We start from the raw sequence: 24,299 nt of genomic DNA on the forward strand, positions 1-24,299 counted from the left end.
GGAAAATTGAAGTAAATATGGCGGGGACGAATAAAGCCGCTTACTGGCATCCTTGCCAGCGGGCCTGTCCTACTCTTTTTCTATATCTTCGTAGCGCGCTTTAGCATCTTGCGCTTCGGCTTCCGTTTTATATTCACTGATGAGCGAATTGGGGGTGGGATGATCGGCACGCAGTTCATACGAGATGACCCGACTGCCTTCCGGGCCTTTTTCTACCGGCACAATGCGCGCTTCACGTGGATACGGTGGTCTTGTTGGCATATTCAATCCCTCTTGGCTAAATGGCACTCCACCTGACAGATGAGCACCTGTCAGGCAGTAAGTATAGATAACAGGAGATAAGGAGCGATTAAAGCAAGAAAAATCTGTAGGTTAGTTCAGCTGGCTCGCGCCAGCGAAAGGGATTGCAGAATTTCATCAACCACGCGTTCCGGCGCCTGCATAGCATTGACTTCATGGTGCGCTGCCGCACGATAAAGATGCGCGCGTTCACGCAAAACCTCGCCCATTTCTTCAGCTATCGGGCGGCCGGTTAGGGTTGGCCGCTGTTCCGCTTCGGGCTGATTTTCAAGTCGTTCCGCTAATATTTCCGGCGGGGCGCTTAGCCAGATGACCCGGCCCTGTTCCTGCATAAAGCGTCGATTCGCTTCCGCTAACACCATGCCGCCGCCGGTGGCAATAATGGTGGCAGGAGCGGTAACCGCCTTTAATGATTCAGTCTCACGCGCCCGGAAACCTTCCCAGCCTTCTTCCGCAACCATTTCCGCTACGCTGCGTTGCGTAACATATTGCAGATGGTGATCGGTGTCACGAAAGGCATAACCCAGCGCCTGCGATAACGCTTCGCCAACGGTGGTTTTGCCGCAACCGCGTGCGCCAATCAGAAAGATGGGTAATGACATCAGGGCAGTTCCTCCGCCGTGGCAGCCGGGAAAGGCTGCGCGTTCAGCTCAATAATGCAACGCATAATAACCGGATTTTATTATCACCTCCACCCATCAAGCATGAAATGCTTGCCCGGCCCAGTTAACTTACCTTAACCTTTTGATTTATTTTAGCTATTTGATGCACGTTTTGTGCATCCTGCCTGGTTATACCGCCTTGCAACATTTGCTTACGCCTGCTGTTTTACTTTCCCCTTAATCGGCCCCATATACTCATAACAGTCGCAACAGGAGAGTCATCATGCAACGCGAAGAACAACAACTGATTGATGGGCTGTTTAGCCGTTTGAAACAGGCTGAAAGCCAAACCACGGCGCGCGACGCCGATGCCGAACAGCGGATTAAGCAGCATCTGCAGGCGCAACCGGGCGCACCTTACTATATGGCGCAGGCAATTCTGATTCAGGAAGCTGCCCTGAAAAAGCTGAACGACCGTATTAACGAGCTGGAAAGCCGTATGGCACAGCAACAGCAGCCACAGCAGAGCAGCGGCGGCTTCCTTTCCGGGCTGTTTGGCGGCTCGCGTCATCAGGCCCCCGCGCAGCAGCAGCCACTCTGGAATAGTGCGCCTCAGCAGCAACCGCAATATAGCCAGGCTCCCGCCGCTCGCGGCAGCGGTTTTCTCGGCGGCGCGCTGCAAACGGCGGTGGGCGTGGCGGGCGGGGTGGTAATGGCAGATATGCTGACCAGCATGTTCCACCATTCGCAGCCTGAGGAGATTGTAAATATCATTAACGAGCCGCCATTACCGGATGTGAATGATAACCTTGATACCTTTAACGGGGGCGATCAGTCATTTCTCGATCCCAACAGCGGCTGGGATCACAACTTTGCCGACAATAACGATCTGAACGACTTTGGCGGTGATGATTTCGACGACGACAACTTTGTCTAAACTCAGCGCTTCTGCTGTCTGAGCCAGCTGTCCAGCTCGTTCGCAAATTGTTGGCGGTCACGCGGACTCATCGCCGCCGGGCCGCCCGTTTGTACGCCGCTGGCGCGCATCGTATCCATAAAATCACGCATCGTCAGTCGCTCGCGAATCGTTGCTGACGAATAGCGTTCGCCGCGAGGATTTAATGCCGCAGCGCCCTTCTCCATCACCTCTGCCGCCAGGGGAATATCGGCCGTGATCACCAGATCACCCGGCTCCGCACGCCTGACAATTTCATTATCCGCCACGTCAAAACCTGCTGGCACCTGCAAGGTGCGTAGATAAGGCGACGGAGGCACTCGCAGAAACTGATTCGCAACGAACGTCACCAGGGTTTGGGTTCTGTCTGCCGCGCGATACAACACCTCTTTTATTACATTTGGACAAGCGTCTGCATCAACCCAAATAGCCATTTCAATTCCTTATTCTCGGGAGATGATGGAGATCTTGCCGTTCTTCTCCAGAATGGCAAATTTAATTTGGTCCAGCCGCTCCAGGCCCTGCGAACTGCGCGCACTTTGCAGAATGTCATCCTCGCTGACACCGGCCTTTCGCGCGCGTTGCGAAAGCAGTTTGCCCTCTTCGACCAATATCAGCGAGGTTCCGTCAATCAGCATTTCAACGCGCGGAAACCAGTTTTTTAACATGCCAAACAGAATATCGATCACAATCAACGTAATGATGGTAATTGACGCGCCGGTGACGGAGAAATCATCTCCCAGCAATGCCTGCTGCGTAGCTTCACTGATGATTAGCAACAGAATCAGGTCAAAGGAGGTCATTTCCATTAAGGTGCGTCGTCCCGCCACTTTCAGCACTACCATCAATAATAAATACATGCTGGCCGCACGTAATACCGTTTCCATGCCGTTCTCCTAGGGGTAAACCAATGAAGTCAATTTAACCTGGCTGCTATCGTCGAGTTGTAGGGTGAAGGTAAACCGTCCGTAATTTTGGGGCTGTGCTGAGAGCCATATCGTTGCGTCCTGCTGCCCGGCCCGACGCAGCCAGCGTAAGATCAGCGTATGGGCATCGCTCCAGGCTTCGTCAGGCTGAGGTTGTAACGTTTGAATTTGCAGCTCATCAAGTTGTTCACCGCTCATCGTGATTTGATAATAATCCCCCTTCAGTTGATGCAGATGAAGGTTCATATCCATATTGCTGTCAAGGCGGCCAAACCGTTCGTAATCCACCTGCATTCGCCCATCGCTGCTGCTGACTTGCTGGTCGCTGAGAAAACCTTTAGAAAACACCCCGCAGGCACCGGCAATAACAATCAATACCAACAGGGCATAACCAACACGCTGAATGCGCCATTCAAGGCGTTGCCACGGCATGTCCTCTTTTACCGGGTAGTCTCTGCTGCGCTGTTCGTCATGCGACATCGGGTATCCTCTCTTTGACTGACTTGTTATTAATCATGGCTGAAGTAAGCTAACCCGCTCAGAAAATCGAAAATTTCTTAAGGAAACGGCGATGTTAGAGAAGAGAATCGGGTTTATCGGCGGTGGCAACATGGCGAAAGCTATCATTGGCGGGTTGGTGAACAGTGGAAAGATCGCGCCGTCCAGCATCTGGATTTATGATCGCAAACCCGCTACCAATCAGGCACTGGCCGATCAATACGGCATTAACGCGGCCGGAAGCGCCGAAGCGCTGGCACGTGAGGTCGATATTCTGTTTGCCGCCGTGAAGCCGAACGTCATTCTGAAGGTGCTTAACGATCTCGCCGGACAGTTGCGAAAGGACGCAGTAGTGGTCTCCATTGCCGCAGGCGTAACGCTGGACTCGCTGGCGTCAGTTCTGGGACACGATCGCAAAATTATCCGCGCCATGCCGAATACCCCCTCCTTAGTCAGTGAAGGTATGACCTCCGTGACGCCGAACGTGCTGGTTGAGCAAGCAGAGCTTGAGGATGTCGTCACTATTTTTGAGAGCTTTGGCAAGGCGGCAGTGTTAAACGAATATTTGATCCATTCCGTGGTGAGTGTGAGCGGTTCTGCGCCCGCTTATGTATTTATGTTTATCGAAGCGATGGCCGATGCAGCCGTGCTCGGTGGTATGCCGCGTGCGCAGGCTTACCAGTTCGCCGCGCAGGCGGTTAAGGGGTCGGCGCAAATGGTGCTGGAAACCGGCAAACATCCCGCCGAGCTGAAAGATATGGTGTGTTCGCCAGGGGGGACAACGATTGAAGCGGTGAAAGTGCTGGAAGAAAAAGGCTTCCGGGCGGCGGTGATCGAAGCCATGCAGCGCTGTATGGCGAAATCTGAAAAGTTAAGTGGCGCGTAAACGATCAGACTAAACCGCCTGAGGCTGGTGTGAGTTAAGGCTGACGTAATGGTGAAAAGGCCATTCGTTATCCGTCGACGCTCGGCCCCTTACCATTCCTGGTGCGGGGCACGTTGCCATTTGAGATGCGTTTCTGCTGGGTTTATTATTTTAAAACAGGCGCGCTGAAATATATCGTTCAGCTTTTAAGGCTTATTCTCTTCAAACAGCGCCAGCCCTTCTTCCACCGTCATCGGCTCCTGCATTTTTCTGACAAACTTTGCCGTCAGCGTATACATCCCGCATGAGCTGATCGCCGCTAACTGGCCTTGCTGACCATAAAAGGCGATAAATTTCTTATCCTCCAGCGAACCGACCAACTTATATTCGTCCCATTCCTTCGCATGTCCGACATATTCATAGCGGGTGCCAAACTGCGCGGTCCAGAAAAACGGTACGCGGTCATAGACGATATTTTGGTCAAGCATATTTTTTGCCGCGATGCGACCCTGCTGATGCGCCACGCGATAGTGCTCAATACGCAACGGACCCTGTGCTGATGGATAGGTGGCTATATCGCCCGCAATCCAAATATTTTCAGCTACCCGCAGCTGCTCATCGGCCTGCAGGCTACCATCATCCAGCAGTGGCAAATCATGAATAAAGGGTGTTGCAGGTTTAATGCCGGTGGCGAATAACACTACATCGGCAGCAATCACCTTGCCGTCTTTCAAACGCAGCCCGGTAACGTGGTGCTCGCCTTCTAGCGATGCCGTTTCGCCCTCAACAAACTTCACGCCATTGGATTTGTGCAGGTCATAGAAATACTGGCCAATCTCTTCGCCAAATTGTTTAGCAAAGGGAACCGGATGACGTGCAATCACGGTCACCTCAACGTTACGGTTTCGAAGCGCTGAAGCCATTTCCATCCCGATAAAGCTATTCCCGACAATCACAATCTGTTGACTTTTATCCACTTCCGTTAGCAACGCCTCGGTCTGACGTTTATTGCGCAGCACATGCACACCGGCTAAATTGCTGCCAGGTAAATCTGGCCTCGTGGGTGTACCGCCGCTGGCAATCAATAATTTATCGAATTTAAGTTCACCACCCTCTTCAAAAATCAGCCGCTGCTGTTTGCTATCGACACGCGTGACGTTCGCCTGGAGGCGTTCGATATGCTCCAGCACATCGCCTCCCAGCAACTGTGGAACGTCATCGATTTTCATCTTACCTGCTGGCACAAATTTAGTTAGCGTGGTGCGGTCGTAAGGCGCATCTTCCTCGCGCTCTACCAGCACCACGCGACCTTTAAAGCCGTCATGACGTAGCGTCCATAGCGCGGCGCTTCCGGCGGCTCCGCTGCCCAGAACCGCATATACCGGCGAATCTGCTCCGCTGCCAATCGGTGCCGCAGGTGACATGGCTTTGGGGTTCACCATCACATTGCCGTTTTCAATGCGTACCGGATACTGCCTGAGATCGGCCAACGCCAGCGGCTCACACATTTTGCCGTCTGCTATTTGAAACACCGCTTTATGCCACGGACAGACCAGCTTATCGCCGCAAATAGCACCTTGCTCTAAAGGCGCGCCAGCGTGAGGACATTTAGCCTGGTAGGCGTGAACGCTTTCTCCGTCACGTATCAGCAGCACTTCGGTTTCACCCAGCTTCTTTTTGGTTGGCTGACGTTGCGGGAGATCGATCAAGGCGACAACAGATTGATAATTCACGACATGGCTCCTTTCGCTGTTCTCATTATTAATTACGCAGTAATAAGCGAAGCACTGCGTAATACCTTACAAACAGTAAGTGTGGCAAAAGATCCAGGGTGCTATTGTCTGAATGTAAATCGAAACGGCCAGTGCGTTGTTTATTGAGGTTTTTTAATAAAGAAAAGCGATTTAAGCGTAGCGCGGAAAAAAGGCAAAAATGAAATAACTGGCCCCCAATTAATCACGGCCACCGCAGTGGCCGTTACGCTAATTAACGCTTTTTCAAACACTGACTCATGTAACTTTTACGTGCTTCACCCGTCAGCTTTTTATCACCAGCGTCGCTGTTACAGATTTTCATTTTCATTTGTTGCGGCGTCATGCTGGACATTTTACTGTCTTTTTTCAGGCAATCACTCATAAAGGTTTTACGTGCATCGCCTTTCAGGCTTTGCGAACCAGCGTGTTGATTACAGAGTGCCATTTTTTCCTGCTGCGACGTTTTTTCTGCCGCGCTGGCAATTCCACTAGCCAGTAATCCTGCCATGGCTATCGCTACCAAACAGCCTTTCATCATTGCTTCTCCTTTATCACAGGGACCCGATAAGTTTGGCAGGCAATAAAAGAAAGGGTGAATTTTTAAATGTGATCGGTAAGCGGATCGCAAAAGTGGCGATACCGCCCTCCGCCCAGACATTAAACGCGAGGATGGTTTAACAGTTTGTCGATGTAATTACGTAGTAAAATGGCGTTTTCATCAGAGGCATCAGCGCCGGCATTGATCATTGCTGTTTCAATACCGGCAGCGATCGACTTTTGCTGGTCAGACTCCATTTTTCGCAATATCGCTGTCACCACAACTTCCAGCGCTTCAATTTGCGCGACCAGTTCTTTAGACGCTTCTTCTTTCTCAGCAAGTTTATCCAGTAATTCAGCAATAAGGTATTTCATGCTGCAGCCTCAGCGGTGAGGAAAAGCTGAAGTTATCACCAGCCTGAATAAAAAAAAAAGTTATTTTTTAGCTTTGTTTCAGCAAGTTAAAATAAAAAAATAGCGAAACAGGGTTTTATTATTTTTATTAATCGCGAGCGAAACGTTTTCCTTAATCGCTTCCAGAAACGTTAAACGTTTCGCTCACCGTTAAATACCGTTTGTAGGAATATTAACGCGGGTCAACAAAGCCACGACCCGGACCGCCACCATGCCCGCCGCCATGTCCACCACCGCCCCAACCACCGCCGCCACCACCAGGAGGGGGGGAAATGCATCCGCTCAGCGCGGTAACCAATGCCACAACGGCAGCCAGCTTAACAATCCGTACCATATCAACCTCAGGGTGAAGAAAACGAGCTGAGTGTATGAGCGCCCTGAAATGCCAACAAGACAGAATCCTCTGTATCCCGTCGCTATTAACTTTTACTGACCAGCCTTAACATATTACTGGCAGTAACAAGACAAGAAACCCACACATCGCCTCGTAAGCCGCCTTCAGGCCCAGTAAAACTTTGCTTAAATCGTTAAGTCAGGCTCTTTACAGTCAGTAAAATTTTACGCATTGTGAGCGCATTACATTTTAGAGATGCCAGCATGTCGAATGCTCAAATTGCTTTTGGTGAAATTATTGCCCGCCACGACTGGGAAAATCCGGTCATTACCTCGCTGCACCGACTGGATACGCATCCTCCCTTCGCCAGCTGGCGCAATGAATATGCCGCACGAGATGATCTCTCCTCACCTGCTCTGCAAAGCCTGAATGGGCAATGGACATTCAGTTATTTCCATTGCCCTGAAGCCGTACCACACAGCTGGCTGCTGCAGGATTTACCTGATGCAAAAACGCTGCCCGTTCCCGCTAACTGGCAAATGCACGGCTACGATGCGCCCATCTATACAAATGTGCAGTATCCGATTCCAGTCAATCCGCCCTATGTCCCCGTAGAGAATCCAACCGGCTGCTATTCGCTCACATTCAATGTGAATGCGGCGTGGCTGGAATCCGGGCAGACGCGCATTATCTTTGATGGGGTAAATTCGGCTTTTCATCTGTGGTGTAACGGAAAATGGGTAGGATATTCACAGGACAGCCGCCTGCCCGCTGAGTTTGATCTCAGCCTGATACTGCAGCCGGGTAAAAATCGTCTTGCCGTCATGGTGCTGCGCTGGAGTGATGGCAGCTATCTGGAAGATCAGGATATGTGGCGCATGAGCGGCATTTTTCGCGACGTCACATTACTGCATAAGCCGGACGTGCATCTGGCAGATATTCAGCTTGAAACACCACTCAGCCCGACGTTTGACAGCGCCAGCCTGTGCGCATTGGTAAAGGTAAAATTGCCGCCAAATGAGCAGGAAAACTATCGCCTGCGCCTGACATTATGGCAGGGCGAACAGCAAATCGGCCAGTGTGAGCAACCGTTGGGTAGTGCGATTATTGACGAACGAGGCGCGTATCCCGAGCGCGCCCGGCTGCGCTTGCGGGTTGAGCAGCCAGCGTTATGGAGCGCTGAAACGCCGCATCTCTATCGCGCCACGCTGGCGCTGCTGGACAACAGCGGGCAGGTGCTGGAGGTAGAAGCCTATAACGTCGGATTCCGCTGCGTCACTATTGCTAATGGCCTGCTCTGTTTAAACGGTAAGCCGCTGCTGATACGCGGTACTAATCGCCATGAGCACCATCCGGTTAGCGGACAGGTAGTTGACGAAGCGTCAATGCGCCGCGACATTGAACTGATGAAGCAGCACAACTTTAATGCAGTGCGTTGTTCGCATTACCCTCAACATCCGTTGTGGTATCGGTTATGCGATCGCTATGGCTTGTATGTGGTGGATGAAGCCAATATTGAAACGCACGGTATGCAGCCGATGAATCGCCTGTCGGACGATCCCCGCTGGTTTGCCGCCTACAGCGAACGTGTGACGCGCATGGTGCAGCGCGACCGCAATCATTGCAGCATTATTATCTGGTCTTTAGGCAATGAAGCGGGCCACGGCAGTACCCATGATGCGTTATATGGCTGGGTAAAAAGCGCCGATCCCACACGTCCGGTCCAGTATGAAGGGGGCGGCGCTGATACGACTGCGACTGATATTATTTGCCCGATGTATGCGCGCGTCGATCAGGATCAGCCTTTCCCCGCTGTGCCAAAATGGTCATTAAAAAAATGGATTAGCCAGCCCGGTGAAACACGCCCGCTCATCCTGTGTGAATATGCCCACGCCATGGGCAACAGCCTGGGCGGATTCGCGAAATACTGGCAAGCCTTTCGCCAGTTTCCACGCCTGCAAGGCGGCTTCGTCTGGGATTGGGCTGACCAGAGCCTGACGCGCTATGACGATCAGGGCCAGACGTGGCAAGCCTACGGCGGCGATTTTGGCGATAAGCCTAACGACCGCCAGTTTTGCATGAATGGCTTAGTCTTTGCCGACCGCACGCCGCATCCAGCGCTCTTCGAAGCGCAGCGCGCCCAGCAGTTTTTCCAGTTTAAGGCGGATGCTGATAATCCCTTCGCTTTTACAGTCAGCAGTGAATATCTGTTCCGCAGCAGCGATAACGAACGGCTGTACTGGCGCATTGAGCAGGAGGGCAATGTTGTGGCGCAGGGAGAAGTGGTATTAGCGATACCGCCACAAGGTCAGCAATCGGTGAACATCTTGCCACCCGATGCTTTAACAGGGGAATGCTGGCTGAATGTTGCTGTGCATCAGATAAACGCAACAGCCTGGGCCGATGCCGACTGGCGTGTGGCCTGGGATCAGTGGCCACTGCCAGCGGCGCTGAGTTTACCTGACTGGAATGAAACGGGTTGCCCGCCGGAGCTGGAGTTTAATCACGATTTGATTGCCGTCAGCCACCAGCAGCAGCGTTGGCATTTCTCGCGTCGCAGCGGCGAGCTGGTGCAGTGGTTGGTGAACGGTGAAGAAACGCTGCTGTCGCCGCTGCGCGATTGTTTTATTCGTGCGCCCCTGGATAACGATATTGGCACCAGCGAAGCCGGACATATCGATCCCCACGCCTGGGTTGAACGCTGGAAAACGGCAGGTTATGACCAGATGGAATGCCGCGTCGAATCGACACACGTTGATGCCTTAAACAACGCGGTACAAATCGCTACGCTGCACAGCTGGCATGCTAATGGCCAAATCGCCTTTATCAGCCGCAAGCGCTACGACATTAATGCGCAGGGCGAAATGCAAATCAGCGTATCGGTGGAACAGGCTGCCGGTTTACCGCCGCCAGCCCGCATAGGTTTACGCTGTCAGTTAACCCATGTGCCTGAAAAAGTGGAATGGCTGGGCCTGGGTCCGCATGAAAACTATCCAGACCGCCAGCTTGCAGCGCAGTTTTCACGTTGGAATTTACCGCCAGACGCGCTCTATACGCCCTATGTCTTCCCCAGTGAAAACGGTTTACGCGGCGCAACAAAACAGCTTAACAGCGGTAGCTGGCAGGTCAGTGGCGATTTCGCTTTTTCGCTGAGTCGCTTCAGCCTTGAACAGTTGCGTGAGACGTCGCATCGTCACCTTTTGCAGCCTGAAGCGGGCTGCTGGCTGCATCTTGATGCCTGCCATATGGGCGTTGGTGGCGATGATTCACGGAGTCCCAGCGTCAGCCACGAGTTTTTGCTGACTCAGCAGCGCTGGCATTATGTTCTGACGATTCATCAACAGGCCGCGCCAGTGGGGTTTTCGGGCGGCGGTAAAAGCGACGCAGAAAAAATACGTTGATCAGTACCACAATGGCAGTGGCGAAGAAAACCCAGCGATAACCGGCAAGCGCCGAAACCGCGGCGCCGAGCATTGGCCCGGTGACGTTGCCCAGGTACATAAATGACTGGTTATATCCAAAAATGCGGCCGGTAATACTGTCGTGTGAATGCCGCACCAGCAGCGTTTGCACCGCAGGCATCATCGCGCCGTCGGCAAAACCCAGCAAAAAGCGCAACACGCCAAGCTGGGTCGCATTGGTGACAAAAGACATGGCGATAAACAGCAGCAGCGAAATTATCATGGTTGCCAGCAGAATACGCTGCGTACCAATGCGATCGCCCAGCCGTCCCAGGCGCGGTGCAGAAAGCAGTGCCGAAATACCTGGAAGCGCGGCAATAAAACCGCTGAGAAAAGCGATATTTTCAGCGGAAGGAGCCAGTTCATGCACAAACAGCGTCAGGATCGGATTCACCGATCCGTTACACATCTGGATCACCATCGTGGTAAAAAACAGGCAAACCATCAGTTTTGGATTCTCCAGCGAGCGAAACAATTCGCGTCCGCTGAGCTTGTCCTTTTTACTCACCGGCGTATAGCCAGTTTCTTTAATCAGAAACAGCGTCACTAAAAAGCTAATCATTAATAAAACAGCAGTGATGATAAATACCATACGCAAACCGACCCAGTCGGCCAGCAAACCGCCGAGCATTGGTCCCAGAATTACGCCACCAATCTGACCGGTGGCTACGCAACTTAGCGCCCACCCGCTGCGTTCACGCGGCACCTGCGCCGCCACCAGCGCCATTGCATTAGGAATATAGCCCGACGTTAATCCCATTAATGCTCTCAGCAGCAGAAGCTGCCACGCCTGCGTCACAAAAGCCTGCAATAAAATTACCGCCCCCATCCCGAACGCGGCGCGCAGTAACATCAACTTGCGCCCTTTACGGTCCGCCAGGCTACCCCACAACGGCGCGACCGCCGCTGAGACAATAAAAGTGACGCTGAACGTCAGACCAGACCAGAGGCTAAGCGCATCCGCGCCTTTAATACCGAGCTGTTCGATATACAGCGGCAGGAAAGGAATGATCTGGCTGATTGCCAGCCCAGTGAAAAAACAGCCAAACCAGACCGAAATCAGGTTTATTTTCCAGGATTCTCCTGTGCGAAACATAGGTATGCGGGCAGCTTGCAGGTCAAATGAACGCTTAGTCTAACAATTGATTAACATTACTGAGCGACAAAACATGGCACGTTATGCAAAACGCAGTTTTACGCTGAGATTTAACGATACGCCGCGTGCATATTTTCCGGCTGCTTATTTTCTCAGTGGGATTATGTGCAAAAACAATCGTTCGCTTTTCTGATTATTGGCAGAGAATCGATCACATGAAAAAATATTTCAGCCTGTTACTGACAATTATCTCTGATAGTTCTATGTTTAAAAAACCGTCCGTCACGTGCGGTACGCAGACTATTCTGGTCAGCGCAAGGTTCTCAGGCAGGGTGCAGTCCACTGCCCGGACAGAGAGAACGCATGACTTAACCCAGCGTTATTGCCTGTTGCGCCGCAGCGTAATGGGTTCGTCGTTGTCTTAGCGGAGGTGGATGATGAGAGTGCAACCAAACAGCGCCAGCCGTGCTATCACCGACTATTTCAACAGCCCAGACTGGAATGTCCCGCCGGAATCCGCTCTGCTGGCAGCCATCCTGCGTGAATTAATGGCAGCGGGACAACCGGCTACCAATAAAGCGATTATTGCGCGCGTGATCGACAAGCTGGAATTTGAAGGTGATGAGAAACATCTGCAAAACTACCGTGCCCTGCTGGCGAAGTTACTTGAAACACAGCCACAAAAGTAATTAATCAGCAATATTTAATGTTCGGCACGTCAATTCCTTTTTACTGGCCTAAAAGCCGGCTAAAAAAATTCCCGCCGTGGCGGGAAGAAACAAGACGAGCATTGCATATTGAAAGTGACGAGAAAATCCTGGGCTGCGCGCGCATACTTCAAATTGCCAGTTGACGGGCAGCGTATTTTCACCCCGATCGCCGCGTTTTCTATGCTCACTGGGCTTAACAGCTTGCCGGTTTTCTGCAATTCGAATGCGTTCGGGCAGCGGAACTATCCTCGCCTGCCTCCATGACAACCGTATGACAATACCCGACCTATTCCGTATTAGCCGCAATAAACCCGATTGATGTTGCCGCTCTTGTCTGCCATAAAGTTCAGCCGGTTAAGATTAAAGTCCATCGTTACCGCTGAATTCCACGGAATGGCGCGAACCGGATGATCGAAGCGTTGGCTGCTTAACGAAGATAACGGCTTACCTACGTAATTTTGGTACTGCGAAGCGCCACAGCGATCGCTTTCTGGATCCTGAGGCACCGCAGCGGTTTTGGGGTTGCTGGCTGACTGACACGCGGTTAAGGCAAAGAATCCCATCACAACCAGCGCCTTTCCATAATGATTCACGTTTGATCTCCTCTTGGACGTGTTAACCCTGAGCCAAAGAGTAGCAAAGCGTGTCCGCATACCAAACCTTTGATTGTCAACCTGCCGTATTGGGCGAAAAAAGAGAACCGGCAGAAATAAAAAGCGGTCGGGATCACAATTTTTCAGACAAATCGCACTTGCCGTCTAAAAAAACACCTGTCGAGCGCTAAAATTACTTAAGTTTTTTCTGGGGTAATGATTATGGAACTTGCAATCTTTATTGGCTTCGCCGCTTTAATGACGTTTGTTGCTGTGAAAGTACGTTAAGCCTGATCCTGATGATTTAGCGTCGTCCTCTCCAGAAGCATACTGAACGCCGCGAGTGGCATTGGGCGGCCAAGGAAATATCCTTGCCCTTCTTCGCATGAAAGCTTTTTAAGCTGGTTCAGCTGTGCTTCTGTCTCAATCCCTTCAGCGGTAATGGTCAGGGCGAATGCACGCGCCAACGCAATAATGCCTGCCACCACCGATTGCGCCTGCTGTGATTCCGGGAAATCCTTCATCCATGAGCGATCAATCTTCAGGCCATTAAACGGAAAGGTTTTAAGGTAGCCGAGCGCCGCGTAACCGGTGCCGAAATCATCTACCGTTAAACGCACCCCCAATGCGCGCAAACCCTGCATGACTTCCAGCGCCTGCTTCGGGTGTTCGAACGTAACGTTTTCAGTGATCTCCAGCTCCAGCCGCGACGCCGGTAATCCGCTGACTTCCAGCACGTTAGCAATGCGCTGCACTAAATCGGTGCTACGAAACTCGACCGGTGAGATATTGACCGAAACGTAGCGATCGCCGCCCCATGCCAGCGCATCTTCACACGCGCGTTTTAACACCCAGTCACTGATCGCCGCGACTAGACCGTTTTCTTCTGCCTGCGGGATAAAGCGGTCCGGCGTGATCCACTGATCCAGCGAGGTTTGCCAGCGGATCAGCGCTTCTGCCCCCGCTAGCTGTCCACTCAGCAGCTGATACCGTGGCTGGTAGTACAAACGAAACTCCTCATTTTTGAGGGCTCGCTCAATCCGACGCGCCATCTCGCGTTTGCTTTCGCGCTGGCTGGCCATTTCATTGGCATACCAAATCCACTGATTGCGCCCGGACACACGCGCTTCATTGAGTGCCATATCGGACATACGCAGCAGCGTTTCGGAATGGGACGCATCCTGCGGCGCACAGGCAACTCCCATGCTGGCGGTAAGATAATGCACATGCTGGCCCGTAGTGATCGGCTGTTGAACATCATGCAGCAGCTGGGCACAGCGTTCGTTGACTTTTTCTCGATCGCCTTCCCGCAGGATCAGCACAAACTCATCACCGCCAAGCCTGGCGGCCAGCTCATGTGGGCCAACCCAATTTTTGAGGCGCTGCGCCATCTGATTCAGCACTAAATCTCCCGCCGCATGCCCCCAGGTTTCATTGATCGGTTTGAACTGATCAAGGTCGAGGCTGATAACAGTCAGCGGCATATCCTGATTGTATTGCTCAAGGTGACGGGTGAGGAATTCCTGCAGTTGGATACGGTTTGGCAGGCCGGTTAAGACATCGTGACGTGACAGAAATTGAATACGCGCTTCCGCTTCCATACTCTGGGTAATATCCAATACCGTGCCGCGAAAGCCAATGCGCTTGCTGTTATACCAGACGGTTTTTGCTACCAGCTGACCAATGCGCCGATCGCCCTGAGCAGACATAAACTGACAGCGTAGCGGTATTTGCTGCGGCTCAGACTCCTGACGCATCAGCCAGGTCACTAAAGAATAGCTGGGATGAGTCAGCAGATGATCAATATGGCGGCCCAGCCAGAAGGGAATTTCATGCCCCGTCACCACGAAGAAACGCGACGACAAATAAATCAGCCGCCCCTCTTCATCGGTTTCCCAAATCCAGTCTGAAGCGGCTTCAGCAAGGTCGCGAAAGCGCGCCTCGCTGTTTGCCAGCTCTTGCTGGCTCACCGCCAGCATGGCGAAGCGGCGATCGGATAAAATCGCGTTGTGCAGCGCGTGGCGGCTGACGCGACGTGTAATCCACGCGATGATGATTCCCATCACCAGCAGCAGTGGCAGCAGAAACCAAATCAATTCCATTCCCGGCAACTTTGCCGTCCAGCGCAACACCAGCGGCTCGCCTCCCGGCACGTCTTCCACCAAACGCGGGATCATTTTGGCATCCACTTCGTTTTGGGCAAAGCGCGGACCGCTTACACCGAGCGCCGCGCCCAGGGCTTCCAGCTTGGCCGGCGTAAACAGATTGACAAAAACCAGCACCGATGGCGGACCCGCTTTTTTCGCCAGGCCCGACACTTTACCCGTACTGATTGGCGCAGCCACCACAATCGCAGGCTGATGATCCACCAGCGCGTTGCGCGCCACGGTGCCATTATTTAACGTGCGTGCTTTGGCAATCAGCGACAGGCTGCTTTCCCCCAGCCAGGCCTCCAGCTTCGTATCACTGAGCTTGCCATTAATCACTGAATACGTGGTGTGGCCGCTGCCATCAACCACAAAGACCCCTTCGTAGTGATATTCCTCATACAGGCCCGGCCCGATGTTTTCTTCATCGTAAGCCCAGGTTTTGTTCACCGTAATATGCAAATTACGCCAGGCTTCTCCCCAAAAGGCATAATCACGGACGTCGGTGATCATCGCCTCTTTACGCCCTTCCCAGGCTTGCATCATCAATATCTGATCATGCTCAATCGACAACTGGTTTTGCCGACTGGCGATAGTCAGCACCATGAGCACGGAAAGTATTAATACGCTGAATAGCAGCAGCGTAAGAGTGCGCAGGCTGCGCCGTGTAAAGCGGACGGTACGATCTTCAGTTCCGTTTATAAAAGGGCGCAGCGGTGGTTCCTGGGGTACAAAAGTCATTAAGAAAGCTCACAACAAAGCGAAAAATTCGGCTCGGGTTTCATCGTGCTGACAATGTATGCTGCCTTGCCCGAAAACATTCCCTCAGTTATCGGCTCAGTGTGCTGGCGGTTTAGCCTGATCAGGTAAATAACGCGCAAATATTGTCTCTCCCGGTGACTCGACAGCGATCAGGCGCATTGCTACTATGCGCTAACCTTCGCTGGCTGGGCCGCTTATGAACATCAATTCCGACAGAGTGACGCTGACGCTGTTTTACGCCGGCAGCTTTGTGGTCTATTACCTCATTACTATGCTGATTACGCTGTTTCCTAACTACGGTGTGTTGCGTAATGACGGTTTATTAGTGCCGGTGCTTTGCCTGTTCGAATTCGCGGTGATCTATCCGCTCTATCGTTTCTACTGCCAGCGTCGTGCCGACCTGCCTCTCGGTGAGTTGCGACCGTTACAGACGCTGCTGTTTATTATTGCGCTGTTTGTTTTGATGGCGGCACAAACGCAATTTCTGCAGCCGGAGGGCTGGCTGGTTGAGCAAGCGCAGCAAGGGCGACATTCGCTGTTGATATTGCTGCTGACAGCAGTACTGCTGGCGCCGGTCTTTGAAGAGGTACTGTTTCGCGGCTTTTTGTTACAGGCGTTCTTACTGTGGGCGCCTCGTAGCCGGTTCGCCTGTATGTTATTAACGTCGCTACTGTTCGCGATAATGCATACGCAATATGTGCACTGGGAAACCCTTATCGCACTGACGCTGTTTTCTCTACTGCTCTGCTACGCTCGTCTGCGCAGCAACAGCCTGGCACTCCCCATTTTTCTGCATACGTTAAACAATCTTATCGCGCTGCTGCCTGCCTGGTATTTCTCGGGTTAAGTTCTTTACCGCTCAGGCTGATAATGCTGTGCCGACACGTTTGTCTATACTGGATCACTAAAAAGGATAAAAAACATCACAGTCCGAGCCACCAGACCGTGTAAAGGAGTCGAGCCATGTTGATAGGATTTGTGTTGTTAGTGAGCGCCTGCGGTCATGATGCCTGTGATGCGTTGCCGGTATCGGAACGGATTTATCCCACAAAAGTTGTCTGTGAACAGATGGCAGATCGCATCCACAAAGTGCGACCAAACGTGGTACTGCTGTGTGGTGAAGTGCATCGCTAGAGTAGGGCCAGCAATAAGAAAGCCTGTCTACAACATTGCAAGGTGGCGCTTTAGCGTACAAAATATAAGCTGTTGTTCACTATTACCGTTGTGAATCCCATGAAAAAATCACGCCCCCGTCGTCCCAGCGGACGCTGGGTTTATTACATTTTGTATGATGGCATTCTGTGGCCGTGTCCCGTTCGCTGGGAGTGGGAGAGCGGCTACGGCGGCTGGCTGCCGTTTTATTACTCGCCGACATTCGAATTTGTGGCGGGCGATCCGGGCAAGGCGTATCGCATTGCCCGCAGCGATATACGTACTAAACGGCACGAAGGTGAATACGTCTGAAGGGTTTTAGCCCCGTTCACCATGACACTTCCTAAGCTCCTCCGGTATCCTTATTAACTAGAGAACCCCCAATAAAACCGGGGCATTGATCGCGCCCCGAATTTGTATGCATGTTTTATGCTCAGCATCATGCCTGCGGCGCATTGAAGATGTGGCTCTGCCCGCCCCCGAGTTCTGCCTTCTTGCCCGTAAAAACAGGCTGTTACCTACTGCCGCGCTCCATTTTATTGATGCAGTTAAAAACTATCTCCCTGTCTTTATTTGAATGAAAGAACAGCGGCGCAGGCCGCTGTTCTTCCGCCTGCGCAATAGTGAAAATCCGGACGTATATCAAATTTCCCTGATGCAGAAGTTGCACAGTTGTGATGAGAATGCCATTAGTGTTGCGCCAGCATGGCACTCTGTCGCCTGCACGCTTTTCTCCGCCTAAGCCTTAAATATTCTTATTTTGTTGAATTAAAAAGAAAACTAATGATTTTCTAAAAATGGCATACATCGTGCTTTGTTAGTTTTATGTCAGACATTCACGCAATGACAACCAAATAACATTGAAGCCAAAATGAACGCAAATACGAAATTCTTCAAAGCGATTAAGGCGGCTTACAGTCATCAGACGCCCAGCGAAAAGCGGATCAGTTCCTGGCTGTTGAGTAACAGGGGGCAGATCCCTTTTGAAACGGCTGACAGCATTGCGCAGGTATCCTTTCGAATTGTCTGGCGGTATGCGTCAGCGTGTCATGATTGCGCTGGCTTTCTCCTGTGATCCGGATTTGCTTATTGCGGATGAACCAACCACGGCCCTGGACGTGACGGTGCAGCGGCAGATACTCCGATTGCTGAAGCAAAAAGCGGTTTCAACCGGAACAGCCGTACTCTTTATCAGCCACGATATGGCCGTCGTGTCACAGGTCTGTGACAGGCTGTACGTAATGTATGCCGGCTTGGTCATTGAAAGCGGTCTTACCCGTGGCGTGCTGACGAAACCTTTTCATCCTTATTCTGTGGGACTGCTGGCGTGTTCGCCAGATGCGCGCGAACCTCGCGAGGAACTGGCTTCCATTCCGGGTACCGTGCCTAATCTGGCAAAACTGCCATCAGGCTGCGCCTTCCGTGAACGCTGCTTTGCAGCCGGTGAAGCCTGTGGCAAACCCCCTCAGTTACGGCCTTCAGGCGCTTTAGAGCAGCAGGTAGCCTGTTGGTACTCACAGCAGGAGAATGCCCATGTCTGAAGCTCTGCCTGAACTAAACGACGTTCACGTAAATTTTCCTGCAAAAACCAACTGGCGGGGAAAGGTCACCGAGCGCGTTCATGCGCTGAACGGACTGGACATGGTTGTTCAGCGGGGCGAGCCCCTGGGAATTGTGGGCGAATCAGGATGCGGTAAAAGTACGCTGGCAAAACTTCTTATGGGCATGCTCAAACCCACCTCGGGCCGTTTCGAACTAACAACCTCTCCCGGCTCGTGGTCTGGGCGCAGCATGCAAATGGTTTTTCAGGATCCCCTCTCTTCCCTTGATCCCCGCCTGCCCGTCTGGAGAACCATCACAGAGCCGGTATGGATTCAGTCGCGTTCTGGCGAAAAAGAGCGGCGTAAGCTCGCCGACTCTCTGGCTGCGAAAGTCGGCATTCGTCCTGAATATCTCGACAGACCTCCGCATGCTTTTTCAGGTGGTCAGCGCCAGCGTATTGCCATTGCACGCGCTCTTTCGGCACAGCCTGACATTATGGTTCTGGACGAGCCAACTTCAGCGCTGGATATTTCGGTCCAGGCGTAGATCCTGAATCTGCTGGTCGATTTGCAGCAACAGCAGAACCTTACCTATGTTCTTATTTCACATAACGTGTCCGTCGTTCGCCATATGAGCGTTCGCGTGGCGGTGATGTACCTCGGCCAGATTGTCGAAGTTGGCGAAGCGAAACAGGTCCTTGACGCTCCCGGCCATCCTTATACCCGTCTCCTGATGGAATCAGTACCGCGGATTGGTGCTGCACTGGATGGCGCGCCCAGTAATACCGAATTGCCAGGGAACCGGAAGCTGCCAGAGGGCTGTTATTTCCGGGAACGCTGCCCTTATGCAACGGCTGCCTGCGGCAATCCTCAGTCGCTGCGGCTACTGGGGAACGGTACTGCGGTCAGGTGCTGGAAAGCTGAAAATCTTACACAGCTATAAACCTTTCAGAAGTGGTTAAAAATGTATGGCAGTACATTACTGCCAGATAAAGAACCTTCAGGAACAGCAGATTATAAACATTATCGTACGGAAGCGGTGTGGTAGGGGCTGTAACCGCCTGGCAACGGCCTCTGGCGGGACACGGTTACCGAACGTGAAGCCAGCCCCGCTTCAGAGACAAGCGCAGGCAGTGCCGGGATACGCTGTACCATGACCGCGCCAGGCGTGCCTGTTAAAGCCGTAAAGTGGGCCGCCTGTCGTAGGAGGCACTTATCTCAGCACTCTGTAGTTGAATACTGACCACGCGCCTCAGACTTGACTGTTAACCAGTTTCACAACGCCATACCCTGCCCCATTTATACCTGCTCAGGCCAGAAAGCGAAGATGCGCCCTGAGGCGCATCTGGTGCAGTTCATAGCAGAACCGTGCTGTCCTGGCATAATACTCAAACCACCAAAAAGGCGGTCTGTGCTGCACGCTTAGTTATTCAACGTATAATCAAGCGTAATTTCAGCATTCAATACCTGTGAAACCGGGCAGCCTGCTTTCGCTTTATTGATAATTTCATCGAATTTCGCTTTATCAATGCCAGGCAGTTCGATGGTGCTGGTTAAAGCCACCTTCGTAATGGCAAAGCCTTCGCCTTTTTTATCCAGAGAAACATCCGCCGTCGTGTCAATGCTTTTCGGGGGATGGCCCGCCTCGCCCAGCATCAGCGATAACGCCATTGAGAAACAGGCTGCATGCGCTGCACCAATCAACTCTTCCGGATTGGTGCCCTTTTCCCCTTCAAAGCGGGTGTTAAAGCCATAAGGTTGCTGGTTCAGTACGCCGCTTTCAGTGCTTACGTTGCCTTTTCCCTTAATATCGCCTTCCCAGTGCGCCGATCCTTTCTTATGAATGGTCATGTCGTTCCTCCTGTTGGTAAAGAAGGTAAGTATAGACAACACATTTGTTTTCGCGCGTCAGCTCACCGCGCGTGGTTGCACAGGAGCTGCCTCGCTAAGCAGCGCATTAGCCTGCACCAGCGAATCCCGGCTGATTTCACTGATTGATTTGGCACCGGTTAACGTCATTGCGACACGCATCTCTTTCTCAATTAAGTTGAGCAGATTTTCCACGCCGCGCTGGCCATGCGTCGCTAACGCATAGATAAAGGCTCGCCCCAGCAGCACCGTATCGGCACCCAGCGCAATCATGCGCACCACATCTAATCCGTTGCGGATGCCGCTGTCCGCCAGAATAGTGAGGTCGCCCTTCACCGCATCAGCGATAGCAGGCAGTGCGCGCGCCGAAGAAAGCACACCATCCAGCTGACGTCCGCCGTGGTTGGAAACCACAATGCCGTCTGCGCCGAAGCGTACCGCATCACGTGCATCTTCTGGATCAAGTATGCCTTTTATAACCATCGGGCCATCCCAGAATTCGCGGATCCACTCCAGGTCTTTCCATGAAATGGAGGGATCAAAGTTGCTCGCCAGCCAGCCGATGTAATCTTCCAGCCCGGTCGGCTTGCCAAGGTAGGCAGAAATATTACCGAGATCGTGTGGTCGCCCCTGTAAGCCAACGTCCAGCGCCCATTGCGGATGCGTTATTGCCTGTAAATAGCGGCGCAGCACGCCGTTTTTGCCGCTCATCCCGGAATGCGCATCACGGTAACGCGCGCCAGGCGTAGGCATATCCACCGTAAATACCAGCGTTGAGCAGCCTGCTGCTTTGGCACGCTCCAGCGCATTACGCATAAAACCACGATCGCGTAGCACGTAGAGCTGGAACCACATCGGACGATTAATTGCTGGCGCAACTTCTTCAATCGGACATACGGAAACGGTCGATAAAGTAAACGGAATGCCTTTCAGCGCTGCCGCACGCGCCGCCTGTACTTCACCACGCCGCGCATACATGCCGCACAAACCGACCGGTGCCAGCGCGACCGGCATGGAAAGCGTTTCGTTAAACAGCTTCGTTTCAAGGCTGAGATCCGACATGTTTTTTAAAATACGCTGGCGCAGCGCGACACCGGCCAGATCGTCCACATTGTGACGCAGGGTGTGCTCGGCGTAAGCCCCCCCGTCGGCATAATGGAACAAAAATGGCGGCAGAATGCGTTGCGCAGCGGCGCGGTAATCGCTGGCAGCAGAGATAATCATGAGTCGTTTTCCTTACGGTTGCGTGATTCATTGCCCGGCAAGCGGGTAATACGCGCCTGACGCGCTTCATCTTCATGCAGATTTTTCATGGTGGTGTGAATAAAGCCGAGATGCTGCATAGCAGCCTGACGCGCCCCTTCGGCATCCCCCGCGAGAACAGCATCCAGCATTACCCGATGCTGTTCGGTGATGCGGGCAAAAATTACCGGCTGGGTATACATACGGAGGCGGCTCTGCATCACGGACGATTGCAGCAAATCAAACAAGCCGCGCATGGTTTGCAGCAACACCACGTTATGCGAGGCTTCGGCGATGGCGAGATGAAAGCGTAGATCGGCCTGGGCGGCGAGATCGGGATCGTCGCTCTGTTTCATTTTGAGCGTGGCGTCAAAAGCATATTGCAGCTTCTCTTTGTCGGATTCAGTGGCACGCAATGCGGCGTGCCAAGCCGTGCTGGCTTCAATGGCGTGACGCGCTTCAAGAATGTCATAGCGGTAATCGGGATCGTCCCTCAGCAGTTGCCGAATCGGCTCTACAATCCGCTGTTCCGACCATGGGGCAGGCTGCTGTCGTAACCAGGTACCCCCGCCGCGCCGACTGATCAGCATGCCATTGCTGATCAGCTGTTGAATTGCCTCGCGCAGCGATGAGCGCGAGACGCCAAGTTCGGCAGATAACTGGCGCTCGGCAGGCAAACGCATACCCGGCTCCAGCTGATGTTCACGGATATATGACTTCAGGCGTACCACCAGATGTTCCGCCAGGGGTGGGACAGGTTGTGTCATGGAACCATCCAGGAAAAAACGTAAGCCTGCAGCGTGGTGATCACGCCCACCATACAGGTGAATATCAGGCTGTGCTTAACCGTAAAGCGGAATAAATCGGACTCTTTACCGACTAATCCCACCGCCGCGCAGGCAATGGCGATCGATTGTGGCGAAATCATCTTACCGGTAACGCCGCCCGTGGTATTCGCCGCGACCAGTAGCACATCCGGGACGCCAATCTGTTGTGCCGTTGTTGCCTGTAACGCGGCAAACAGCGCGTTAGATGACGTGTCCGAACCGGTAAGAAACACGCCCAGCCAGCCAAGAAACGGTGAGAAGAACGTAAAGGCGTCACCAGTATGCGCCAGCGCTAAAGCCAGCGTCGCCGACAAGCCGGAATAATTGGAGATAAAAGCGAAGGCCAGCACCATGCCAATTGAGTAAATCGGTAACGCCAGCTCTTTCAGCGTTTCACCAAACGTCTGTAGCGCTGCTTTCGGCTTCATGCGTAAGAACACCATCGCCATGATTGCGGCCAGCAAAATTGCCGTGCCGGTCGCAGAGACAATATCAAACTTAAAGATAGCCGGATAAGGCGTGGCGCTGTTAACCACCGGCGGCATACGCGCTACCAGATCATTCAGCAGCGGCACCGGCACGCTAAATACCCAGTCAGCCAGCGGTCCCTCCTTAGCAAACAGAGCTTTGAAGGGTGGAATGCTCCACAGGGTTACGGTGGCAGTGAGAAACAGGAACGGCATCCAGGCGCGGATCACCTGCCCGGTACGGTATTTTTTGCGCGTCAGATCCTGATCGACCACTGACGCCCCCACATCATTGAAGCGGAAAATACGAACCGGCTTCCAGCGACGCAAAAACAGGGTTAAACACACCAGTGAGGTGAGCGAAGAGATGATGTCTGGCAGTTCCGGGCCGAGAAAGTTAGCGCTGAGAAACTGTGCAATCGCAAAGGAGCCGCCTGCTACCAGCACCGCCGGCCAGGTTTCTTTGATGCCGCGCCAGCCATCCATGATCGCCATGATCCAGAACAGCACGATGATCGTCAGCAGCGGCAACTGGCGACCGGCCATTTGGCCGATCTCGAAACTGTCCAGGCCGGTGATCTGCCCCGCAACAATGATCGGGATGCCCATCGCTCCAAACGCCACTGGCGCGGTATTCACAATCAAGCATAAACCAGCCGCGTACAATGGATTAAAACCAAGCCCAACCAGCAGCGCAGCAGTAATTGCAACCGGCGCACCAAAGCCCGCGGCGCCTTCAAGGAAGGCACCAAACGAGAAGCCCACAATCAGCATTTGTAAACGCTGATCGGGCATAATCGACAAAATTGAAGCGCGAATAATGTCAAACTGCCCGGTTTTTACCGAGATTTTGTACACAAATACGGCGGCGATGATGATCCATGCAATTGGCCATAAACCGTATAAGAAGCCGTAACCCACCGAGGCTAAAGCCTGTCCGGTTGGCATACGATAAAGCAATAACGCCACCAGCAACGCCAGCACTACCGTAGCCGTTGCCGCCACATAGCCTTTCAGTTTTAGCTTTATCAGGGCGAAGAAGAAAAAAATAATAGGGATCAATGCGATCAGGCTGGACAACCAAATATTGCCGAGCGGATCATAGTTTTGTTGCCAAACCTGCATGCTGTTATCTCCAGAGGAACGGTAAACAGGCGTGCGCAGCCATGTCAGCGCGCCCGCAACGTTTACAAGCCTGTTTTGGTCAGACCAAAAAAAGGGTTTGAAGCGTACTGGCAACAGATAGT

23 protein-coding genes and 3 pseudogenes are annotated in these 24,299 nt (G+C 52.7%); 10 read left to right on the forward strand and 16 right to left on the reverse strand.

The features are described from left to right. Positions 1–69 precede the first annotated feature (69 nt). Together H2P46_RS02480 and aroL are read right to left on the reverse strand one after the other, a co-directional pair. Positions 70–261, reverse strand: a complete 192-nt coding sequence (locus H2P46_RS02480) for a YaiA family protein (RefSeq protein ID WP_193403637.1) — start codon at positions 259–261, stop codon at positions 70–72. Between the two features lie 116 nt (positions 262–377). Further along, positions 378–902 (reverse strand): shikimate kinase AroL, encoded by a 525-nt coding sequence (aroL, locus tag H2P46_RS02485; protein WP_193403638.1) that lies wholly within the window; start codon positions 900–902, stop codon positions 378–380. 283 nt (positions 903–1,185) lie between these two features. Here aroL and H2P46_RS02490 point away from each other — a divergent pair, with 283 nt between their 5' ends. Beyond that, entirely contained in the window at positions 1,186–1,839 is a 654-nt protein-coding gene (locus tag H2P46_RS02490) for a DUF2076 domain-containing protein (protein WP_193403639.1), read from the forward strand. Positions 1,840–1,841: 2 nt separating this feature from the next. Here the strand turns inward: H2P46_RS02490 and H2P46_RS02495 are convergent, their stop codons facing one another. From H2P46_RS02495 to H2P46_RS02505, 3 genes are read right to left on the reverse strand one after another with little or no spacing between them, the layout of a single operon-like run. Beyond that, a complete protein-coding gene (locus H2P46_RS02495; protein ID WP_193403640.1) occupies positions 1,842–2,291 on the reverse strand; it encodes a YaiI/YqxD family protein in 450 nt (149 codons plus the stop codon). A gap of 9 nt (positions 2,292–2,300) precedes the next feature. Beyond that, positions 2,301–2,744 (reverse strand): DUF421 domain-containing protein, encoded by a 444-nt coding sequence (locus H2P46_RS02500; RefSeq protein ID WP_193403641.1) that lies wholly within the window; start codon positions 2,742–2,744, stop codon positions 2,301–2,303. Between the two features lie 9 nt (positions 2,745–2,753). Further along, the gene (locus H2P46_RS02505) at positions 2,754–3,263 is read right to left on the reverse strand and encodes a hypothetical protein (RefSeq protein WP_193403642.1); all 510 of its coding nucleotides are present in this window, start codon (positions 3,261–3,263) and stop codon (positions 2,754–2,756) included. 91 nt (positions 3,264–3,354) lie between these two features. Here H2P46_RS02505 and proC point away from each other — a divergent pair, with 91 nt between their 5' ends. Continuing rightward, on the forward strand, positions 3,355–4,167 hold the full coding sequence (gene proC / locus H2P46_RS02510; RefSeq protein ID WP_193403643.1) for a pyrroline-5-carboxylate reductase: 813 nt from the start codon (positions 3,355–3,357) through the stop codon (positions 4,165–4,167). 185 nt (positions 4,168–4,352) lie between these two features. Here the strand turns inward: proC and H2P46_RS02515 are convergent, their stop codons facing one another. The 4 genes from H2P46_RS02515 to H2P46_RS02530 form a co-directional block, all read right to left on the reverse strand. Next, positions 4,353–5,879, reverse strand: a complete 1,527-nt coding sequence (locus tag H2P46_RS02515) for an FAD-dependent oxidoreductase (protein WP_193403644.1) — start codon at positions 5,877–5,879, stop codon at positions 4,353–4,355. Positions 5,880–6,132: 253 nt separating this feature from the next. After that, positions 6,133–6,435 carry a PsiF family protein gene (locus H2P46_RS02520; protein WP_193403936.1) on the reverse strand — a complete coding sequence of 101 codons (303 nt, stop codon included), beginning with the start codon at positions 6,433–6,435 and terminating at the stop codon, positions 6,133–6,135. 122 nt (positions 6,436–6,557) lie between these two features. Further along, on the reverse strand, positions 6,558–6,812 hold the full coding sequence (gene iraP, locus H2P46_RS02525; RefSeq protein ID WP_193403645.1) for an anti-adapter protein IraP: 255 nt from the start codon (positions 6,810–6,812) through the stop codon (positions 6,558–6,560). Positions 6,813–7,023: 211 nt separating this feature from the next. After that, positions 7,024–7,185 carry a hypothetical protein gene (locus H2P46_RS02530; protein ID WP_193403646.1) on the reverse strand — a complete coding sequence of 54 codons (162 nt, stop codon included), beginning with the start codon at positions 7,183–7,185 and terminating at the stop codon, positions 7,024–7,026. A 263-nt stretch (positions 7,186–7,448) separates the two neighbouring features. On the opposite strand from H2P46_RS02530, the gene H2P46_RS02535 reads away from it, so the two are divergent. Next, positions 7,449–10,586 carry a beta-galactosidase gene (locus H2P46_RS02535; protein ID WP_193403647.1) on the forward strand — a complete coding sequence of 1,046 codons (3,138 nt, stop codon included), beginning with the start codon at positions 7,449–7,451 and terminating at the stop codon, positions 10,584–10,586. On the opposite strand, the gene H2P46_RS02540 is transcribed toward H2P46_RS02535, so the two are convergent. After that, positions 10,468–11,742, reverse strand: a complete 1,275-nt coding sequence (locus H2P46_RS02540; protein WP_193403648.1) for a multidrug efflux MFS transporter — start codon at positions 11,740–11,742, stop codon at positions 10,468–10,470. The two genes, H2P46_RS02535 and H2P46_RS02540, sit on opposite strands and share 119 nt — an antisense overlap. Before the next feature lie 437 nt (positions 11,743–12,179). On the opposite strand from H2P46_RS02540, the gene H2P46_RS02545 reads away from it, so the two are divergent. Then, positions 12,180–12,431 (forward strand): biofilm development regulator YmgB/AriR family protein, encoded by a 252-nt coding sequence (locus tag H2P46_RS02545; protein WP_193403937.1) that lies wholly within the window; start codon positions 12,180–12,182, stop codon positions 12,429–12,431. Positions 12,432–12,748: 317 nt separating this feature from the next. On the opposite strand, the gene H2P46_RS02550 is transcribed toward H2P46_RS02545, so the two are convergent. Then, positions 12,749–13,045: an I78 family peptidase inhibitor gene (locus tag H2P46_RS02550; RefSeq protein WP_193403649.1), complete on the reverse strand. Its 297-nt coding sequence runs from the start codon at positions 13,043–13,045 to the stop codon at positions 12,749–12,751. A 284-nt stretch (positions 13,046–13,329) separates the two neighbouring features. Beyond that, the gene (locus H2P46_RS02555; protein ID WP_193403650.1) at positions 13,330–15,933 is read right to left on the reverse strand and encodes a bifunctional diguanylate cyclase/phosphodiesterase; all 2,604 of its coding nucleotides are present in this window, start codon (positions 15,931–15,933) and stop codon (positions 13,330–13,332) included. Positions 15,934–16,150: 217 nt separating this feature from the next. Here H2P46_RS02555 and H2P46_RS02560 point away from each other — a divergent pair, with 217 nt between their 5' ends. The 6 genes and pseudogenes from H2P46_RS02560 to H2P46_RS02580 all read left to right on the forward strand — a co-directional run bounded on the left by H2P46_RS02560 (position 16,151) and on the right by H2P46_RS02580 (position 19,590). Beyond that, positions 16,151–16,801, forward strand: coding sequence for a CPBP family intramembrane glutamic endopeptidase (locus H2P46_RS02560; RefSeq protein WP_193403651.1), 651 nt, complete (start codon positions 16,151–16,153; stop codon positions 16,799–16,801). Positions 16,802–16,917: 116 nt separating this feature from the next. Then, positions 16,918–17,088 carry a hypothetical protein gene (locus tag H2P46_RS02565; protein WP_193403652.1) on the forward strand — a complete coding sequence of 57 codons (171 nt, stop codon included), beginning with the start codon at positions 16,918–16,920 and terminating at the stop codon, positions 17,086–17,088. A 99-nt stretch (positions 17,089–17,187) separates the two neighbouring features. Beyond that, positions 17,188–17,418, forward strand: a complete 231-nt coding sequence (locus H2P46_RS02570; protein WP_193403653.1) for a hypothetical protein — start codon at positions 17,188–17,190, stop codon at positions 17,416–17,418. 559 nt (positions 17,419–17,977) lie between these two features. After that, a pseudogene (locus H2P46_RS22865) lies at positions 17,978–18,112 on the forward strand (MurR/RpiR family transcriptional regulator); the annotation flags it as partial. After that, positions 18,108–18,647 (forward strand): annotated as a pseudogene (locus tag H2P46_RS02575) (oligopeptide/dipeptide ABC transporter ATP-binding protein); the annotation flags it as partial. The pseudogenes H2P46_RS22865 and H2P46_RS02575, both read left to right, overlap by 5 nt. Further along, positions 18,640–19,590 (forward strand): annotated as a pseudogene (locus H2P46_RS02580) (oligopeptide/dipeptide ABC transporter ATP-binding protein). The pseudogenes H2P46_RS02575 and H2P46_RS02580, both read left to right, overlap by 8 nt. A 479-nt stretch (positions 19,591–20,069) precedes the next feature. On the opposite strand, the gene H2P46_RS02585 reads toward H2P46_RS02580, so the two are convergent. Genes H2P46_RS02585 through lldP form a run of 4 tightly spaced genes read right to left on the reverse strand, consistent with a single transcriptional unit; the run spans position 20,070 to position 24,177 of the window. Continuing rightward, the gene (locus H2P46_RS02585) at positions 20,070–20,498 is read right to left on the reverse strand and encodes an OsmC family protein (protein ID WP_193403655.1); all 429 of its coding nucleotides are present in this window, start codon (positions 20,496–20,498) and stop codon (positions 20,070–20,072) included. A gap of 57 nt (positions 20,499–20,555) precedes the next feature. Next, the gene (gene lldD / locus H2P46_RS02590) at positions 20,556–21,740 is read right to left on the reverse strand and encodes an FMN-dependent L-lactate dehydrogenase LldD (RefSeq protein ID WP_193403656.1); all 1,185 of its coding nucleotides are present in this window, start codon (positions 21,738–21,740) and stop codon (positions 20,556–20,558) included. After that, positions 21,737–22,525 (reverse strand): transcriptional regulator LldR, encoded by a 789-nt coding sequence (gene lldR / locus H2P46_RS02595; protein ID WP_193403657.1) that lies wholly within the window; start codon positions 22,523–22,525, stop codon positions 21,737–21,739. Before lldR ends, lldD begins: the two co-directional genes overlap by 4 nt. Continuing rightward, entirely contained in the window at positions 22,522–24,177 is a 1,656-nt protein-coding gene (gene lldP, locus H2P46_RS02600; protein WP_193403658.1) for an L-lactate permease, read from the reverse strand. The genes lldR and lldP overlap by 4 nt, the downstream gene beginning before the upstream one ends. Positions 24,178–24,299: the final 122 nt, after the last annotated feature.

Source organism: Mixta mediterraneensis (genome assembly GCF_014946725.1).
Classification (GTDB): Bacteria; Pseudomonadota; Gammaproteobacteria; order Enterobacterales; family Enterobacteriaceae; genus Pantoea; species Pantoea mediterraneensis.

What these genes read in the sequence shown, in the direction of transcription:
- H2P46_RS02480 (WP_193403637.1), bottom strand. Translation starts at nt 261, where the DNA reads ATGCCAACAAGACCACCGTATCCACGTGAAGCGCGCATTGTGCCGGTA.
- aroL (WP_193403638.1), bottom strand. Translation starts at nt 902, where the DNA reads ATGTCATTACCCATCTTTCTGATTGGCGCACGCGGTTGCGGCAAAACC.
- H2P46_RS02490 (WP_193403639.1), top strand. Translation starts at nt 1,186, where the DNA reads ATGCAACGCGAAGAACAACAACTGATTGATGGGCTGTTTAGCCGTTTG.
- H2P46_RS02495 (WP_193403640.1), bottom strand. Translation starts at nt 2,291, where the DNA reads ATGGCTATTTGGGTTGATGCAGACGCTTGTCCAAATGTAATAAAAGAG.
- H2P46_RS02500 (WP_193403641.1), bottom strand. Translation starts at nt 2,744, where the DNA reads ATGGAAACGGTATTACGTGCGGCCAGCATGTATTTATTATTGATGGTA.
- H2P46_RS02505 (WP_193403642.1), bottom strand. Translation starts at nt 3,263, where the DNA reads ATGTCGCATGACGAACAGCGCAGCAGAGACTACCCGGTAAAAGAGGAC.
- proC (WP_193403643.1), top strand. Translation starts at nt 3,355, where the DNA reads ATGTTAGAGAAGAGAATCGGGTTTATCGGCGGTGGCAACATGGCGAAA.
- H2P46_RS02520 (WP_193403936.1), bottom strand. Translation starts at nt 6,435, where the DNA reads ATGAAAGGCTGTTTGGTAGCGATAGCCATGGCAGGATTACTGGCTAGT.
- iraP (WP_193403645.1), bottom strand. Translation starts at nt 6,812, where the DNA reads ATGAAATACCTTATTGCTGAATTACTGGATAAACTTGCTGAGAAAGAA.
- H2P46_RS02530 (WP_193403646.1), bottom strand. Translation starts at nt 7,185, where the DNA reads ATGGTACGGATTGTTAAGCTGGCTGCCGTTGTGGCATTGGTTACCGCG.
- H2P46_RS02535 (WP_193403647.1), top strand. Translation starts at nt 7,449, where the DNA reads ATGTCGAATGCTCAAATTGCTTTTGGTGAAATTATTGCCCGCCACGAC.
- H2P46_RS02540 (WP_193403648.1), bottom strand. Translation starts at nt 11,742, where the DNA reads ATGTTTCGCACAGGAGAATCCTGGAAAATAAACCTGATTTCGGTCTGG.
- H2P46_RS02545 (WP_193403937.1), top strand. Translation starts at nt 12,180, where the DNA reads ATGAGAGTGCAACCAAACAGCGCCAGCCGTGCTATCACCGACTATTTC.
- H2P46_RS02555 (WP_193403650.1), bottom strand. Translation starts at nt 15,933, where the DNA reads ATGACTTTTGTACCCCAGGAACCACCGCTGCGCCCTTTTATAAACGGA.
- H2P46_RS02560 (WP_193403651.1), top strand. Translation starts at nt 16,151, where the DNA reads ATGAACATCAATTCCGACAGAGTGACGCTGACGCTGTTTTACGCCGGC.
- H2P46_RS02565 (WP_193403652.1), top strand. Translation starts at nt 16,918, where the DNA reads ATGTTGATAGGATTTGTGTTGTTAGTGAGCGCCTGCGGTCATGATGCC.
- H2P46_RS02570 (WP_193403653.1), top strand. Translation starts at nt 17,188, where the DNA reads ATGAAAAAATCACGCCCCCGTCGTCCCAGCGGACGCTGGGTTTATTAC.
- H2P46_RS02585 (WP_193403655.1), bottom strand. Translation starts at nt 20,498, where the DNA reads ATGACCATTCATAAGAAAGGATCGGCGCACTGGGAAGGCGATATTAAG.
- lldD (WP_193403656.1), bottom strand. Translation starts at nt 21,740, where the DNA reads ATGATTATCTCTGCTGCCAGCGATTACCGCGCCGCTGCGCAACGCATT.
- lldR (WP_193403657.1), bottom strand. Translation starts at nt 22,525, where the DNA reads ATGACACAACCTGTCCCACCCCTGGCGGAACATCTGGTGGTACGCCTG.
- lldP (WP_193403658.1), bottom strand. Translation starts at nt 24,177, where the DNA reads ATGCAGGTTTGGCAACAAAACTATGATCCGCTCGGCAATATTTGGTTG.